The following is a 16685-nucleotide window of genomic DNA, read 5'->3' as shown; positions in this document are numbered from 1 at the left end:
TGACGGTCTTATGCCAACTCATCCAGTACCAGCTCATCCAGACTGCTCATCACCCAGGCGCTCGGGTGTTGGCTAAATCCGAGCTTGGGGTAATACTCCACCGCCTGGGGCGCGGCCAGCAGGATCAGCTTGCAGCCCGGCTGCAATTGCAAAAACGTCTCGCGAACCAGCGCTTTGCCAATCCCCTGCCCCTGCACTGACTCGGCCACCGCCAGATCCGAGAGGTAGCAACAAAAACAAAAATCGGTCACCGAGCGGGCCACCCCGACCAGGGTCTCGTCCTGCCAGGCGGTGATCAGCAGATTGGCGTGATCCAGCATGCCCTGCAGGGTGGCCGGATGGTCCAGCGGCCGTCTCGCCCCCAGCGAGGTTTGCGCCAGCAGCGCCGCAAACTGCGCCGTGGTAATGGGGTGGTTAACCAAAAATGTGGTGGTCACGAAGCTCTCCTCCTATTGCGCAGTGGTTGCAGGCGCTATTGCTCTCAATTGACGTTCTCTTTGCTGCATCTGTACTGCAATCAATCAGTGCGCGGCGGATCCAGACCGATGACGCGCAAGTGCGGGCAATTCCCTGCTGTTTATGTGAATTCCTGTTCGAACCCCAAGGGGCAAATGTGGCATAATGCGCCGTCCTGTGGCCCTTGGCGGGGCTGCGCTGGCGCACCTTGTCGCCCTCTTGTTCCCCGTCCGGCCTGGCGGCCTTCCATAACTGCCAGTCATCGCTGCCGCTGTTGGCACCGAGGCCACCCATATTTGCGGCTTCTTGTCTTCCAATCTACAAGGCCGCCCATTGACCAAGACGGCTCCACAGAGCCTCTGCATAAGGGGTAAGTATGTCTTCCATTCGTCTGACCCAATACAGCCACGGCGCTGGCTGCGGCTGCAAAATTTCTCCCAAGGTACTCGACACCATTCTCAAGAGCCAGATCCCGGGTTTCAACGACCCGACTCTGGTGGTTGGCAACAGCAGCAAGGATGACGCAGCCGTGGTCGATATCGGCAACGGTCAGGGCATTGTTTCCACCACCGACTTCTTCATGCCCATCGTCGACGATCCCTTTACCTTTGGCCGCATTGCCGCCACCAACGCCATCAGCGACATCTACGCCATGGGCGGCAAGCCCATCGTCGCCATCGCCATTCTCGGTTGGCCCATCAATACCCTGCCCGCCGAAGTGGCCCAGCAGGTGATCGACGGTGGCCGTCAGGTGTGCCACGAAGCGGGCATCTCGCTGGCGGGTGGCCACAGCATCGACGCTCCCGAGCCCATCTTCGGCCTCGCGGTAACCGGTATCGTGCCTCTGGATGCCATCAAGCAGAACGACACCGCCAAGGTGGGTGACACCCTCTATCTGACCAAGCCGATCGGCATCGGCATCCTCACCACCGCCCAGAAGAAGAGCAAACTCAAGCCGGAACACGAGCAGCTCGCCCCCAATGCCATGTGCACCCTCAACAAGATTGGCCAGCGTTTTGCCGAGCTGCCGGGGGTTCACGCCATGACCGACGTCACTGGTTTTGGTCTGGCCGGTCACCTGCTGGAGATGTGCGAAGGCTCCAAAGTCAGCGCCCGTCTCGACTTCAAGGCGCTACCGCTGCTGGACGAGGTGGACTACTACCTCTCCGAGGGCTGCGTACCGGGCGGCACCCTGCGTAACCATGACTCCTACGGCCACAAGCTGGATGCCATGGATGATCGCACCCGCAACATCATGTGCGATCCGCAAACCAGCGGTGGCCTGCTGGTCGCCGTGGGCAAGGAGAGCGAAGCCGAGCTACTCGCCATCGCGCGGGAAGCGGGCCTGACGCTCTCGCCCATCGGCCAGATCAAGCCCCTTGAGGGCACCCGCTTTATCGAGATTGTTCAATGAGTGAGATAGCCCAATGAGTGAATTGCCGCTGGCCACCGACTACGCCCAGATTTTTTTAGGCGATGTGCCCTTGATTGATGTGCGCGCCCCCATCGAGTTCAAGGAGGGGGCCTTCCCCTGCTCGACCAGCCTGCCGCTGATGACCGACGATGAACGCGCCCAGGTGGGGACATGCTTCAAGAAGCAAGGGCAGGATGCCGCCATTGCGCTGGGTCACAAGCTGGTGGGGGGTGCGGTACGCGCCGAGCGAGTCGAAGGCTGGCTGGCGCAGTTGCGCCAGCAGCCCGAGGCATTGCTCTATTGCTTTCGCGGCGGCCTGCGCTCACAAACCGTTCAACAGTGGCTGGCTGAAGCGGGGGTCACCCGCCCCCGCGTCGCCGGTGGCTATAAGGAGCTGCGCCGCTTTTTGATCGAGACCCAGGACAAGGCCTCCGTCGAGTGCCGCTGGACTGTGTTGACCGGCATGACCGGCTCCGGCAAGACCCATATGCTGGACCATGTGGCTCAAGCGCTCGATCTGGAAGGGCACGCCCACCACCGGGGCTCGTCGTTTGGTCAACTGCCCGGTGGCCAGCCCAGCAACATCAACTTTGAAAACAACATGGCCATCGAGCTGCTCAAGCGCCGCCATCAGGGCGAACACGCCTTTGTGGTGGAGGATGAGAGCCGCCTGATCGGTCGCTGCTGCCTGCCTATCTCCCTCCATGAGGCCATGAGTCAGGCACCGCTGGTGGTGGTGGATGTGCCAAAGGAAGATCGTGCCGAGCAGATCCGCGAAGATTACGTGCACGATCTCTGGCTGCGCTATCAAGAGATGTATGGCCAGGAAGAAGGATGGCCGCTGTTTGCCGCCTATCTCACCGATGCGTTGGCTCGCCTCAAGCGCCGCCTCGGCGATCAGGCCCACCGCGAGCTGGATGCCCTGATGCAGACCGCCCTCGCCGAGCAGGCCAACAGCGGCTCTACCGAGCTGCATCTGGCCTGGATCACCCTGCTGCTGACCCGCTACTACGACCCCATGTATCTCTACCAGCTTGGCAACAAGCAGGAACGCATCGTGTTCCGGGGTGACAAGCAAGCCTGTCTCGACTACTTCGCCGAGCAGCACGCCAACGCGCAACAGGGCTGACCCCGTCGCCTTTCCAACAAGAGGACCCCACATGTTGAAATTCGAGGTGATCCCGGTCACCCAGTTCGCCCAGAACTGCTCCCTCATCTGGTGTGACGAGACCCACCAGGCGGCGCTGATCGACCCGGGTGGCGAAGCGGACAAACTGCTGGCTGCCATCGCCAAGCGCGGGCTGACCCTGACCCACATCCTGCTGACCCACGGTCATCTGGATCATGTGGGTGCGGCGGCTGAGCTTAGGGAGAAAACCGGCGTCACCATCACCGGCCCCCACAAGGAAGATGCCTTCTGGCTCGACATGCTGCCCCAGCAGAGCCAGATGTTCGGCTTCGTCCATACCCCTGCCTTTAGCCCCGACCAATGGCTGGTACAGGGTGACAAGGTACACGTTGGCCAGTGCGAGCTGGAGGTCTACTTCTGCCCCGGCCACACCCCGGGCCATATCGTGCTGCTGAGCCAGGCTGAAAAACTCGCCTGGGTTGGCGACGTGCTGTTTGCCGGTAGCATCGGCCGCACCGACTTCCCCCGTGGGGATCACGGTACGCTGATCAAGTCGATCACCGAGACCCTGTTGCCGCTGGGTGACAAGATCGTCTTTATCCCGGGCCACGGCCCCAGCTCCACCTTCGGTTGTGAGAAGGTGAGCAACCCCTATCTGACCCAACCTATCTGGTGATCAAAAAAGGCAGCGGTCACCAGCCGCTGCCTTTATTTTCCACTCCTTTTTCCTCAGCACTTCAATTCAGCATTGCACGCGTCTGCGGTAAAGGTGGCTAAGAGGTCATGTCACCGAGCAGTGGCTGCCAGTTGAAGTCGAAGGTACTGCTCCCCTCCTCGGCCAGCGCCAGCTCTTGCAGCACCTGAAGCGCCAGCTTGTTGCCCTTTTGCGCCGCCTGATAGAGCCACTGTTTCGCCTGGGGCAAATCGACTCTGCCGCTCGCCCCCATCAGATGAAGCACACCGACTTTCAGCATGGCAGGTACATCACCGTTACGGGCGGCCTGCTCCATCCAGTGAAAGGCTTCTCGCAGATCCCGCTTTAACCCGACGCCGCGCAGATAGAGCTCTGCCAGCCGATATTGACCAAAAGCATCCCCCGCCTGCGCCGACTGGCGATAGAGGCTGATGGCCCGCTGCATATCCTGCTCGCTCCCCTGCCCCACCTCATGGCTCCAGCCCATGAGTGCCTGTGCCCGTGGTTGCCCCTGCGCCGCCAGTGGTGACCAGATCCGGGTCGCCTCCTCAAAGTGACCGGTGCGCCAGGCACGGTTGGCAGACGCCAGCTCCTGCTCGGTGGAGAGCGGTATCAAACGCCAGATAACCAAGGCAAGCAGACCGATAAACAGCCAACGGGAAGTGGTGGGTCTCATGATGATTTCCGTGATCCAGTTCTCATTTCGTCTATGTAAACGAAATGTAGCTCTGCGATCAAGCAACAGATCCCGGTGACATACCCTTTTTACGCCACACCGATAGTCAATCGTTGTCATTTCTCCGTCGCACTTGCAAAATAACTGTATGTATAACCAGTGCAGGTGCGCACCATGGCAGGACGAGGCAGCCCCCACAATATCGATCACCGTTTTAGCGGCCCCCTTGTCGAGGCGGTCGATGATGGCTGGGCATCCGAGGAGTGGGAGTCAGCCTTCAACACCTTGGCGCCCCAGACTGAGGTACGAGAGATCGATGCACGCAGCATCATCAGCTACAACAGCTCGCCGGATGTTCCCTTTGGTCGCTCCATCAACCCCTATCAGGGGTGCGAACATGGCTGTATCTACTGCTATGCCAGACCCAGTCACGCCTATCTGGAGCTCTCCCCCGGCCTCGATTTCGAGAGCAAGCTGTTTGCCAAACGCAATGCTGCCGATCTGCTGCGCCGGGAGTTTACCAAACCGGCCTATCAGCCACAGACCATCGTCATTGGCGCCAATACCGATCCCTACCAACCCATCGAGCAGCGATATCGCCTCACTCGCCAGCTATTGGAGGTAATGCTGGCCCACCGCCATCCGGTCGGCCTCATTACCAAGAGCGCCATGATCTTGCGCGACCTCGATCTGTTGACCGAGCTGGCCAGCGAGGGACTGTGTCAGGTGATGGTGTCGGTGACGACCTTGAACGAAACCCTGCGGCGACAGCTGGAACCCCGCGCCAGCACGGGCGCAGGCCGCTTGAAAGTGATCGAGAAGCTCGCCAGCGCTGGCGTGCAGGTGGGGGTGCTGGCTGCCCCCATGATCCCGCGGCTCAATGAGCCGGAGCTGGAGCAGATCATCAAATCGGCGGCAGAGGCAGGTGCCAGCTGCGCCGATTACATCCTGCTGCGGCTCCCTCACGAGCTGGCGCCGCTATTTGTTGACTGGCTCGATACCCACTATCCCGGTCAGAAGGAGGCAATTCTGAATCAACTGCGAGCCAGCCGGGGCGGCGGGCTCAACAGTGTGGCCTTTGGTTCGCGGATGCGTGGTGAGGGGCACTTTGCCGATCTGCTGGCCCAGCGCTTTCGCCTTATCAGCAAACGCCTTGGCCTTGGCAAACGCCATATTCAGCTCAGGCAGGATGGTTTTATCCGCCCCGGGGAGCAGCTGTCGCTCTTCTAACCCCGCCTGTTTGAGGCAAGCGGTATCCCTTGCCTGTCAACAGCCTTGCCATATCGCGTAATAGCACTCGGGAAAGCCGCGTTTCCCGAGTAGACAGGCATTCGCGAGACGATGGTGTTTCCTGAGAACAGCAACGCCAGAGCTTAACCCCGTCGATCCTCCCGCCGCTGTTGCACCATTTCAACCGGCAGCCGCGAGGGTTCATGGGCCACTTGGTGCTCATCTTCCCCATACTGCGGAACCTCTGACTCGCCCCATACCCGGCTCCACCAAATTTCCCATGTGATCCAACTGGTCATATGCAGCTCCTGACGGTGACGGTGATGGCAACAGCGCACCACTCGCTCGGCAGGATAGCGGCTGGGGATGACAGGGAAATGACAAAGAATCACTGGTGAAGCGGCAACTGACCGTGGTGGGGAAAAGCAGCAACAGCTCACACATTCGGCGAAATCATCCTGAAAGCGGTCACAAATCCGCAGGTTGTGGATTGCAGCCCACCCTGTTCCCGCCAAAGCTGGCTTGCCCATTCAGGCATGTATAAAACAGGGACACAATAATGAAACACACAGCGGGAATATGGGCGATCGCAGGCATACTGATCGCTCCCTTGGCGCACGCCGACGTCATACTGCACGCCTTCAACTGGCAGTACAGTGAAGTGACGGCCAAAGCCGACCTTATCAAGTCGGCCGGTTACAAACAGGTGCTGATCTCACCGCCACTGAAATCCTCGGGCAACGAGTGGTGGGCCCGTTACCAGCCGCAGGATCTGCGCCTAGTCGACTCCCCTCTTGGCAACAAGCAGGATCTCGAGCAGCTGATCGCCGCCATGAAGGCGCGGGACATCGCTGTCTATGCCGACGTGGTGCTCAACCACATGGCCAACGAAAGCTGGAAGCGCCAGGACCTCAACTACCCCGGCAACGAATTGCTCCGCCAATACGCCGCCAACCCGGCCTATTTCGAGCGCCAGAAGCTGTTTGGCGATCTGGGGCAAAACCTGCTGGCCGCCGCCGATTTTCATCCCGAAGGGTGCATCAGCGACTGGAGCGATCCGGGCCATGTCCAGTACTGGCGGCTCTGTGGCGGTGCCGGTGACAAGGGACTGCCGGATCTTGATCCAAACAACTGGGTGGTGAGCCAGCAGCAGGCCTATCTCAAGGCGCTCAAGGGGATGGGGATCACGGGCTTTCGAGTCGATGCGGTCAAACACATGAGCGATTACCAGATCAATGCCGTGTTCACCCCCGAGATCAAACAGGGGATGCATGTCTTTGGCGAGGTGATCACCACAGGAGGCGCTGGCAGCACCGATTACGAGCGCTTCCTCAAACCCTATCTCGACAGCAGCGGTCAGGGTGCCTATGACTTTCCGCTGTTTGCCTCCCTGCGCGGGGCGTTGGGGTATGGCGGCAGCATGAACCTGCTGGCGGATCCGGGGGCCTATGGTCAGGCGCTGGCGGGCAGCCGCGCCGTCACCTTTGCCGTGACCCACGACATCCCCACCAACGATGGTTTCCGCTATCAGATCCTTAGCCAAACTGACGAGAAGCTGGCCTATGCCTATCTACTCGGCCGCGACGGCGGTTCGCCGCTGGTCTACTCGGATCACGGCGAAACCCAAGCCAAGGATGGACTTCGCTGGCAGGATTACTACCAGCGCGCCGATCTCAAGGGGATGATCCGCTTCCACAATACAGTGCAGGGTCAGCCGATGCAGCTGGTCGGCAGTGGCGACTGCTTCGTGCTGTTCAAACGGGGCAAGCAGGGGCTGGTCGGCATCAACAAGTGCGACTATGAGCAGGAGTACTGGCTCGATACCGCCAAGTTCGAGATGAACTGGTATCGCAACTACCGGGACGTGCTCGACCAAGGCGCCGTGGTCAAGGTGCAGAGCCAGTGGGTACGGGTCGCCATTCCCGCCCGCAGCGCCAGAATGTGGCTGCAGGAGTGATCAGGCCAGCACCCTGCCGTGCTATCAGCTGACCGCCATAAAAAGCAGACAAATAAAAAGAGCGACCACCAGGGTCGCTCTTTTCGCTCAGGTCGTTTGACCAGGAAATCAGGGGTCGATTACTCGTCCCCAGCTTCCTCAGCATCGGCCGAGCCGACTTCTGGCGCGATATCAGTGCCTTCAGACACCTCACCGTCAACCGCCACTACGTCGTTCTCGTCCTCATCGCTCTCGGCGATGCGCTGCAGGCCCACCACGGTCTCGTCTTCACCGGTACGGATCAGACGGACACCGCCGGTGTTACGGCCGATGATGCTCACTTCAGCAACACGGGTACGCACCAGGGTGCCGCCGTTGGTGATCAGCATGATCTGGTCGGTATCGTCGACCTGGATCGCATCGATCACCTTGCCGTTACGCTCGTCCACCTTGATGGAGCGAACGCCCTGGGTACCACGGCTCTTGGTCGGGTACTCGGTCAGCGCGGTACGCTTGCCGTAACCGTTCTCGGTGGCGGTCAGAATGGCACCCTCGCCACGGGGGACGATCAGGGAAACCACCTTGTCACCGTTGAGCAGACGGATACCACGAACACCACCGGCAGTGCGACCCATCGGGCGTACGCCCTTGAAGGTGCCCTTGCTTTCGGTGTTGTCGTTGCCTTCGCCGGCATCGTCGTCGTTGCCAGCGTCGTCGTTGCCAGTGTCAATGGCGCTATCGTCATCGGCCTCAACATCATCGCTGACATCCGCATCGGCGGCATCTGCACGACCACTGCCTTCCGCGAAGCGAACCACCTTGCCCGCATCGGAGAACAACATGATCTCGTTGCTGCCATCGGTGATATCGACCCCGATCAGCTCATCGCCCTCTTTGAGGTTGATGGCACGGATCCCTGAGGAGAGCGGACGGCTGAACGCAGACAGGCTGGTCTTCTTCACGGTACCGTCAGCGGTGGCGAAGAACACATACTTGTCGTCAGCATACTCTTTGACCGGCAGAATGGCGGTGATGCGCTCACCCTCTTCCAGCGGCAGCAAGTTGATGATCGGACGGCCACGGGCGCCACGGGACGCCTCCGGCAGCTGATACACCTCAAGCCAATAGACCTTGCCACGGGTGGAGAAGCACAGAATGGTGTCGTGGGTGTTGGCCACCAGCAGACGCTCCACAAAGTCCTCTTCCTTGATCCGGGTAGCCGACTTGCCACGACCACCGCGGCGCTGGGCCTCGTAGTCGGTGATCGGCTGATACTTCACATAACCCTGGTGAGACAGGGTCACCACCACGTCTTCCGGGGTGATCAGATCCTTGGTATTGAGCTCGATGCTAGAGAAGTTGATCTCTGTGCGACGCTCGTCGCCATACTGCTCGCGCACCGCCAGCAGTTCATCGCGGATCACTTCCATCAGCCGTACCGGGCTTGCCAGAATGAACAGCAGCTCAGCGATCAGATCCAGCAGAGATTGATACTCTTCCAGGATCTTGCCGTGCTCGAGACCGGTCAACTTGTGCAGACGCAGGTCAAGGATGGCCTGAGCTTGCTGTTCGGTCAGGAAGTAACTTCCTTCGCGAATGCCGAACTCTGGCTCCAGCCACTCCGGACGAGCCGCGTCGTCGCCTGCTTTTTCCAGCATGGCGGCTACGTTGCCAAGATCCCATCCCCGAGCTACAAGCTTGGCTTTGGCGTCGGCAGCGGTGTCGGAGTGACGTATCAGCTCGATGATCGGGTCAATGTTGGCCAGTGCGACCGCCAGACCTTCCAGGATGTGCGCCCGATCCCGCGCTTTGCGCAGTTCGAACACGGTCCGGCGAGTCACCACTTCACGGCGGTGCAGCAGGAACGCATCCAGAATATCTTTAAGGTTCATCAACTTGGGCTGATTGTTATCAAGCGCCACCATGTTGATACCAAAGGTGGTCTGCAACTGGGTGTGCTTGTAGAGATTGTTCAGCACAATCTCGCCAGACTCGCCGCGTTTGATCTCGATAACGATGCGCATGCCGTCCTTGTCGGACTCATCACGCAGGGCACTGATGCCCTCAACCTTCTTCTCTTTGACCAACTCGGCGATCTTCTCGATCAACCGCGCTTTGTTCACCTGATAAGGCAGCTCGTGAACGATGATGGTCTCGCGATGGGTCTTGTCGTCCACCTCCACTTCGGCCTTGGCCCGCACATAGACAGAGCCACGACCGGTACGGTAGGCCTGCACTATGCCGGCACGACCGTTGATGATAGCGCCGGTGGGGAAATCAGGCCCGGTGATGTAGGTCATCAACTCATCGATGGTGAGATTGCCATTCTCAATCAGCGCCAGACAGCCATTGACTATCTCGGTGAGGTTGTGAGGCGGAATGTTGGTCGCCATGCCCACCGCAATACCGGAGGAGCCGTTGACCAGCAAGTTGGGCACCTTGGTCGGCATGACCGCCGGGATCATCTCGGTGCCGTCATAGTTCGGCACCCAATCCACGGTCTCTTTGTCCAGATCAGCCAGCAACTCGTGGGAGATGCGAGCCATCCGCACTTCGGTATAACGCATCGCCGCGGCGCTATCGCCGTCGACGGAACCGAAGTTGCCCTGACCATCGACCAGCATGTAACGCATGGAGAAATCCTGCGCCATCCGGACAATGGTGTCATACACAGCGCTATCGCCGTGCGGGTGATATTTACCAATTACGTCACCGACCACACGGGCCGATTTTTTATAGGGCTTGTTCCAGTCGTTCCCCAACTCGTTCATAGCAAACAGAACGCGGCGGTGAACCGGTTTCAAGCCATCACGCACATCCGGCAGAGCTCGTCCTACGATCACGCTCATGGCGTAATCAAGATAGGAACTCTTGAGCTCTTCTTCGATGTTGATCGGCGTGATCTCTCTGGCCAGATCGCTCATAGAAAGCCTTATCCCTAATTAGTTGTTCTTTGGCTTAAACAGCGCGACATGGTAACACAGCGAGCAAAATATCTTAAGCCACAAATCCGGGCAGAAACTCGGGCTGGTTTGACCAAGTCCGTTGGTTATAATGCCCGCCAGGACAATAGATTGCGCCCACGTTTTGCGACCTGCGCGCCCTGCCACAGGATCAATGAAAAATGAACAGTGATGCCAATGTCGATCTGACAGAAATCGCCAAATTTGAAGCCATCGCCTCCCGCTGGTGGGACATGGAAGGGGAATTCAAACCCCTGCATCAACTCAATCCGGTGCGCCTTGACTGGATCACTGACAAAAGTGGCGGCCTGTTTGGCAAGCGCATCCTCGACATCGGGTGTGGTGGCGGCATTCTTTCCGAGAGCATGGCCCGTCGTGGCGCCAAGGTGACTGGCATCGACATGGGCAAGGAGCCGCTCGGAGTGGCCCGTCTGCACGCCCTTGAACAGGGGGTCGAGCTCGAGTATCAGCAGATGACCGCCGAACAGCATGCCAGTGAGTCGCCGGGTCAGTATGACGTGGTCACCTGCATGGAGATGCTGGAACATGTGCCGGACCCGGCCTCCGTGCTGCGCGCCATCGCTACTCTGGTACGTCCCGGTGGCCGGGTGTTTGTTTCGACCATCAACCGCAACCCGAAAGCCTATCTGATGATGATCATCGGGGCCGAATACCTGATGAAGATGGTGCCCAAGGGGACTCACGATCACAAAAAATTCATCACCCCTGCCGAACTCTGTCGCATGGGAGAAGCGGCGGGGCTGTTGGTGCGGGATATGAGCGGTGTTCACTTCGCCCCCCTCAGCAACCAGTTCAAGCTCGGCAAGAACGTCGATGTCAACTATATGGTGGAGTTTGTCCGCCCGGAGCACGGTTGATGAGCGCCCCTCACCCCATGCCCCTTCGCTGCGTGCTGTTCGATCTCGACGGCACCCTGCTCGACACGGCCCCCGATCTGGGGGCTGCGGTCAACCATGTGCTGGTAAGCGAAGGCTTTGCCCCGCTCTCTGACGCCATCATCCGCCAGACCACTTCCAACGGGGCGCTCGGGCTGCTCAAAGCCGGTCTTGGCAATGAGCTGCTCGAAGAGCTGGGCAGCCAACGGCTTCGCACCGCCCTGCTCGATTACTACGCTGCCAACCTCTGCGTCGGCACCCGCCCCTACGAAGGAATGGTGGATCTTATCGAGTGGCTGGATGAAAAACAGCTGCCCTGGGGCATAGTCACCAACAAGCCGGGCTTTCTCACCGAGCCGCTGCTGGCAGCGCTGCCGGAACTTGCCAGCTGTGGAGTGACGGTCAGTGCCGATACCCTGCCGGTGCGCAAGCCCGACCCCGCCCCCATGTACTTTGCCTGCGACAAGCTGGGAATTGAGGCGGCACACTGCCTCTATGTGGGGGATCATGTGCGGGACATCGAAGCGGGCCGTAATGCCGGCATGCGTACCGCCGTGGCCGGTTGGGGTTATCTTGGTGATGACGAGGATCCCGCCGAGTGGGGGGCGGATCTGCAATTCGACACAGTGCAGGCCCTGCATCACTGGCTGCGCTATGAGTTGACGACCAGAGCCTGATGAGCCGGCCAAGGGTGGTTATGTCGCCAACCACCCTTTTTACTCACGGTGCAATGGGCTGTCATCTGGTCACGCCATCATCTTGTCACGTTATCATCTGGTCACGACGTCGTCGCGGTGAGCGTATTGATGGATGGCGCATACAGCTTTATCGATGATGGGTACTCATACGAGGAATTTTCGAATGTTGCATAGCCATCATGAATATTGCAGATACAGTACACATCTTGTGGCCGACTTCGCTACGTCAATGCCACAACTGGACAGCTTTTGACCCTTGTTGCACAAGGGATAATCAGCACAGGTTTGCTAGTAAAAAGACCCTCTTTTCGCAAGCAAAAAAACTTATTTAAATTTTCCATCTTCGCTCGGGAGACTTGCATTTAGCGGAGCGGACGAATGAAAACCCGCTCACTGTGAGCGGTCACTAACACAGAGCCCAAGACTCACAATTTATCCACAGCAAGCAGGTTATCCACACATTGCAATGAGCGGCCGACCTCACTATCTTGTAGCTCGAAATCAAAATAACACTACATCTTGTGATTCATCGCACAATCTCTACCCAACTCCCGTACACTGCCGGGGCGTGGGAAGTAGCATTGTGCGATGGTTTTTCGGGAATCAACTGAAGGTCATCAGCCAATGAATTTGTTTGTGACGAAGCGTAACGGACACAAAGAACCCATCGATCTGGATAAAATTCACCGCGTGCTGGACTGGGCCGCCGAAGGGCTCGACAACGTGTCGGTCTCTCAGGTAGAGCTCAAATCCCACATCCAGTTCTATGACGGTATCCGTACCGCCGACATTCACGAAACCATCATCAAGGCGACGGCAGACCTCATCTCCGAGCAGACCCCGGACTACCAGTACATGGCAGCCCGTCTGGCCATCTTCCACCTGCGCAAGAAGGCCTATGGCCAGTTCGAACCGCCCCACCTCTACCAGCACGTCGCCCGTCTGGTGGACATGGGCAAATATGACAAGCACCTGCTGGAAGACTACAGCCAGGCCGAGTTCGATGAGTTGAACACCCATCTGGATCACTGGCGCGATATGGACTTCTCCTATGCGGCGGTCAAGCAGCTGGAAGGCAAGTATCTGGTGCAGAACCGCGTCACCGGCGAGATCTACGAGAGCCCGCAATTCCTCTACATCCTGGTAGCGGCCTGCCTCTTCTCCAAGTATCCGAAAGATACCCGTCTGGACTACATCAAGCGCTTCTATGATGCGGTCTCGACCTTCAAGATCTCCCTGCCGACCCCGATCATGAGCGGCGTGCGTACTCCAACCCGCCAGTTCAGCTCCTGCGTGCTGATCGAGTGTGATGACAGCCTGGATTCCATCAACGCCACCGCCAGCTCCATCGTGCGTTATGTTTCCCAGCGCGCCGGTATCGGCATCAACGCCGGTCGCATCCGTGGTCTGGGTAGCCCCATTCGTGGTGGCGAAGCCTTCCACACCGGTTGCATCCCCTTCTACAAATACTTCCAGACTGCGGTCAAATGCTGCTCCCAGGGCGGCGTGCGTGGCGGTGCGGCCACCCTGTTCTATCCGCTGTGGCACACCGAAGTAGAGAGCCTGCTGGTGCTGAAGAACAACCGCGGCGTGGAAGAGAACCGGGTCCGTCACATGGACTACGGGGTACAGATCAACAAGCTGATGTACCAGCGCCTGATCAAGGGTGGCGACATCACCCTGTTCTCCCCGTCCGATGCACCGGGTCTGTACGATGCCTTCTTCGCGGATCAGGACAAGTTTGAAGCGCTCTACGTCAAGTACGAGCAGGATCCGGCCATTCGCAAGAAGACCCTGAAAGCGGTGGACCTGTTCTCCCTGATGATGCAGGAGCGCGCCGGTACCGGTCGCATCTACATCCAGAACGTCGATCACTGCAACACCCACAGCCCGTTTGATCCGAGCGTGGCGCCTGTGCGTCAGTCCAACCTCTGCCTCGAGATTGCGCTGCCGACCAAGCCGCTTAACAACATCGACGACGAGAGCGGCGAGATTGCCCTGTGCACCCTCTCCGCCTTCAACCTGGGTACCATCGAGAAGCTGGAAGATCTGGAAGAGATGGCCGAGCTGGCGGTCCGGGCCCTTGATGCCCTGCTCGATTATCAGGACTACCCGATTGCCGCTGCCAAAAAGGGCAGCATGGGTCGTCGCACCTTGGGGATCGGCGTCATCAACTACGCCTACTACCTGGCCAAAAACGGTGCCCGTTACTCCGACGGCTCCGGTCTGGCGCTGACTCACCGCACCTTCGAGGCCATTCAGTACTACCTGCTGAAAGCCTCCGTGCAGCTGGCCCGCGAGTTCGGCCCCTGTCCGCTGTTTGGCGAGACCACCTACGCCCAGGGCATTTTGCCCATCGATACCTATAAAAAGGATCTGGATGTGCTGTGCAACGAGCCACTGCATCTGGATTGGGAATCCCTGCGTGAAGAGATTAAAATCGTGGGTCTGCGCAACTCCACCCTGACCGCCCTGATGCCGAGCGAGACCTCCAGCCAGATCTCCAACGCCACCAACGGCATCGAGCCGCCGCGCGGCCTGGTCTCGGTCAAGGCATCCAAAGACGGTATTCTCAAGCAGGTGGTGCCCGAGTATGATCGCCTGAAAGATCAGTACGAATTGCTCTGGAAGCAACCGAGCGTCGACGGCTATCTGCAGCTGGTCGGTATCATGCAGAAGTTTGTGGATCAGGCGATCTCCGCCAACACCAACTACGACCCGGCCCGTTTCGAAGGCAACAAGGTACCGATGAAGCAGTTGCTCAAAGATCTGCTGACCGCCTACAAATATGGCCTCAAGACCCTTTACTATCACAACACCCGTGATGGTGCGGATGATGCACAAGCCGACATACAAGATGACGGTTGCGCTGGCGGGGCTTGCAAAATCTAAGTCACGGCAAGATCTGATTAACCGGGCGGGAGCATGAAGCTCCCGCTCTCCCGTTTCATCACTTCAATAGATTCTGGTAATCATGGCCTATTCAACTTTCTGCCAAACCCAAAACGACCAGCTCAAAGAGCCGATGTTTTTTGGCCAATCGGTCAATGTGGCCCGTTATGATCAACAAAAACATGAAATCTTTGAACGGCTGATCGAAAAGCAGCTCTCCTTCTTCTGGCGTCCGGAAGAGGTCGATGTCTCCCACGACCGTATCGACTATCAGGCGTTGCCGCCCCACGAGCAGCACATTTTCATCTCCAACCTGAAATACCAGACCCTGCTGGATTCTATTCAGGGCCGCAGCCCGAACGTGGCACTGCTGCCGCTGGTCTCCATCCCGGAGCTGGAAACCTGGATTGAAACCTGGGCCTTCTCGGAGACCATTCACTCCCGCTCCTATACCCACATCATCCGCAATATCGTCAATAACCCGGGTCAGGTGTTTGACGATATCGTGGCCAACGAGCAGATTTTGAAGCGCGCTGGCTCTATCAGCTGCTTCTACGACGATCTGATCGAGTCGACCGCCCTCTATAACCTGCACGGTGCCGGCACCCATACAGTCGCAGGCCGCGAGGTGACCATCACCCTGCGTGAGCTCAAGAAGAAGCTCTACCTGTGCCTGATGAGCGTCAATGCACTGGAGGCGATCCGCTTCTACGTCAGCTTCGCCTGCTCCTTTGCCTTCGCCGAACGTGAACTGATGGAAGGCAACGCCAAGATCATCAAGATGATCGCGCGTGATGAAGCCCTGCACCTCACCGGCACCCAGCACATGCTGAACCTGATGCGCACCGGTCAGGATGACCCCGAGATGGCCGAGATTGCGGCTGAATGTGAGCAGGCTTGCTTCGAGATCTTCAAGGAAGCGGCGATCCAGGAGAAAGAGTGGGCTGAGTACCTGTTCCAGGACGGCTCCATGATCGGCCTGAACAAAGACATTCTCTGCCAGTACGTGGAGTACATCACGAACTTGCGCATGGCCGCCGTCAGCCTGCAACCGGCCTTTGCCGGGGCCAAGCAAAACCCGATCCCCTGGATCAACACCTGGTTGTCATCCGACAACGTCCAGGTCGCGCCGCAGGAAGTGGAAGTCAGCTCCTATCTGGTCGGTCAGATTGACAGCGAAATGCATGCCGATGATCTCGGTGACTTCGAGCTGTGAGTCAGCTACCTGATATGCTGGTCGGCCAGATTGACAGCGAAATGCATGCCGATGATCTCGGTGATTTCGAGCTGTGAGTGACGCCACCAACACGCTGACCACGGCCCTGCACACGGCGGCTGAACAGCACGCAGTCGTGGCGCCACGGGTACATACCCGGGATGGGGTGCTGCACGCCCATCCTGGTGAGAGCGTGTTGGAAACCCTGGAGCGCCACGGCCATCATGTGGAGTTCCAGTGCCGCAGCGGCTACTGTGGCGCCTGCCGCACGCCGCTGATTGCCGGCAAGGTACACTACCCTGCGGTGCCGCTCGCCTTTGTCTCTCAAGGCGAGTGCCTGCCCTGCTGCTGTAAACCGGTTGGAGCCATCCGACTGGATATCCAGAAGGGCTGAGACCGCCACAAGCTGGCAACTCGCACACAGTAAAAAGCCGCCGGAGCAATCCGGCGGCTTTTTTGTCTCTTCTGTCCCGTCCTGAATATGG

Annotated in this window: 13 protein-coding genes; 10 read left to right on the top strand and 3 right to left on the bottom strand. The window is 58.7% G+C overall.

Annotated features, from left to right (window positions below; all coding sequences use genetic code 11):
- Positions 1 to 8: 8 nt before the first annotated feature.
- The gene (locus tag BN1135_RS17335; RefSeq protein WP_042023208.1) at positions 9 to 437 is read right to left on the bottom strand and encodes a GNAT family N-acetyltransferase; all 429 of its coding nucleotides are present in this window, start codon (positions 435 to 437) and stop codon (positions 9 to 11) included.
- A 395-nt stretch (positions 438 to 832) separates the two neighbouring features.
- Between BN1135_RS17335 and selD the strand changes: the two genes are divergently transcribed.
- From selD to BN1135_RS17320, 3 genes are read left to right on the top strand one after another with little or no spacing between them, the layout of a single operon-like run.
- Positions 833 to 1870, top strand: a complete 1038-nt coding sequence (gene selD, locus BN1135_RS17330) for a selenide, water dikinase SelD (RefSeq protein ID WP_042023206.1) — start codon at positions 833 to 835, stop codon at positions 1868 to 1870.
- 13 nt (positions 1871 to 1883) lie between these two features.
- Positions 1884 to 2999 carry a tRNA 2-selenouridine(34) synthase MnmH gene (mnmH, locus tag BN1135_RS17325; protein ID WP_042023204.1) on the top strand — a complete coding sequence of 372 codons (1116 nt, stop codon included), beginning with the start codon at positions 1884 to 1886 and terminating at the stop codon, positions 2997 to 2999.
- Between the two features lie 31 nt (positions 3000 to 3030).
- Entirely contained in the window at positions 3031 to 3675 is a 645-nt protein-coding gene (locus tag BN1135_RS17320) for an MBL fold metallo-hydrolase (RefSeq protein WP_042023202.1), read from the top strand.
- 97 nt (positions 3676 to 3772) lie between these two features.
- On the opposite strand, the gene BN1135_RS17315 is transcribed toward BN1135_RS17320, so the two are convergent.
- The gene (locus tag BN1135_RS17315) at positions 3773 to 4369 is read right to left on the bottom strand and encodes a tetratricopeptide repeat protein (RefSeq protein WP_042023200.1); all 597 of its coding nucleotides are present in this window, start codon (positions 4367 to 4369) and stop codon (positions 3773 to 3775) included.
- A 174-nt stretch (positions 4370 to 4543) separates the two neighbouring features.
- Between BN1135_RS17315 and BN1135_RS17310 the strand changes: the two genes are divergently transcribed.
- Positions 4544 to 5599 carry a PA0069 family radical SAM protein gene (locus tag BN1135_RS17310; protein ID WP_042023198.1) on the top strand — a complete coding sequence of 352 codons (1056 nt, stop codon included), beginning with the start codon at positions 4544 to 4546 and terminating at the stop codon, positions 5597 to 5599.
- A 559-nt stretch (positions 5600 to 6158) separates the two neighbouring features.
- Positions 6159 to 7556 carry an alpha-amylase family protein gene (locus BN1135_RS17305; RefSeq protein ID WP_042023195.1) on the top strand — a complete coding sequence of 466 codons (1398 nt, stop codon included), beginning with the start codon at positions 6159 to 6161 and terminating at the stop codon, positions 7554 to 7556.
- Between the two features lie 119 nt (positions 7557 to 7675).
- On the opposite strand, the gene gyrA is transcribed toward BN1135_RS17305, so the two are convergent.
- The gene (gyrA, locus tag BN1135_RS17300) at positions 7676 to 10459 is read right to left on the bottom strand and encodes a DNA topoisomerase (ATP-hydrolyzing) subunit A (RefSeq protein ID WP_042023193.1); all 2784 of its coding nucleotides are present in this window, start codon (positions 10457 to 10459) and stop codon (positions 7676 to 7678) included.
- 200 nt (positions 10460 to 10659) lie between these two features.
- Between gyrA and ubiG the strand changes: the two genes are divergently transcribed.
- The 5 genes from ubiG (at position 10660) to yfaE (ending at position 16594) form a co-directional block, all read left to right on the top strand.
- Positions 10660 to 11376 (top strand): bifunctional 2-polyprenyl-6-hydroxyphenol methylase/3-demethylubiquinol 3-O-methyltransferase UbiG, encoded by a 717-nt coding sequence (gene ubiG, locus BN1135_RS17295; RefSeq protein ID WP_042023190.1) that lies wholly within the window; start codon positions 10660 to 10662, stop codon positions 11374 to 11376.
- Positions 11376 to 12071: an HAD family hydrolase gene (locus tag BN1135_RS17290; RefSeq protein ID WP_042023189.1), complete on the top strand. Its 696-nt coding sequence runs from the start codon at positions 11376 to 11378 to the stop codon at positions 12069 to 12071. The genes ubiG and BN1135_RS17290 overlap by 1 nt, the downstream gene beginning before the upstream one ends.
- Positions 12072 to 12716: 645 nt before the next feature.
- Positions 12717 to 14984, top strand: coding sequence for a class 1a ribonucleoside-diphosphate reductase subunit alpha (nrdA, locus tag BN1135_RS17285; RefSeq protein WP_042023186.1), 2268 nt, complete (start codon positions 12717 to 12719; stop codon positions 14982 to 14984).
- Positions 14985 to 15066: 82 nt separating this feature from the next.
- Complete coding sequence (gene nrdB, locus BN1135_RS17280) at positions 15067 to 16200, top strand: class Ia ribonucleoside-diphosphate reductase subunit beta (RefSeq protein WP_042023182.1); 1134 nt, start codon at positions 15067 to 15069, stop codon at positions 16198 to 16200.
- A gap of 73 nt (positions 16201 to 16273) precedes the next feature.
- Positions 16274 to 16594 carry a class I ribonucleotide reductase maintenance protein YfaE gene (gene yfaE, locus BN1135_RS17275; protein ID WP_042023181.1) on the top strand — a complete coding sequence of 107 codons (321 nt, stop codon included), beginning with the start codon at positions 16274 to 16276 and terminating at the stop codon, positions 16592 to 16594.
- Positions 16595 to 16685 lie beyond the last annotated feature (91 nt).

The organism is Aeromonas sobria, from assembly GCF_000820145.1.
Lineage (GTDB): Bacteria > Pseudomonadota > Gammaproteobacteria > Enterobacterales > Aeromonadaceae > Aeromonas > Aeromonas sobria.
The sequence above is the reverse complement of the archived record's forward strand: the minus strand, read 5'-3'. Positions and strand labels throughout refer to the sequence as shown.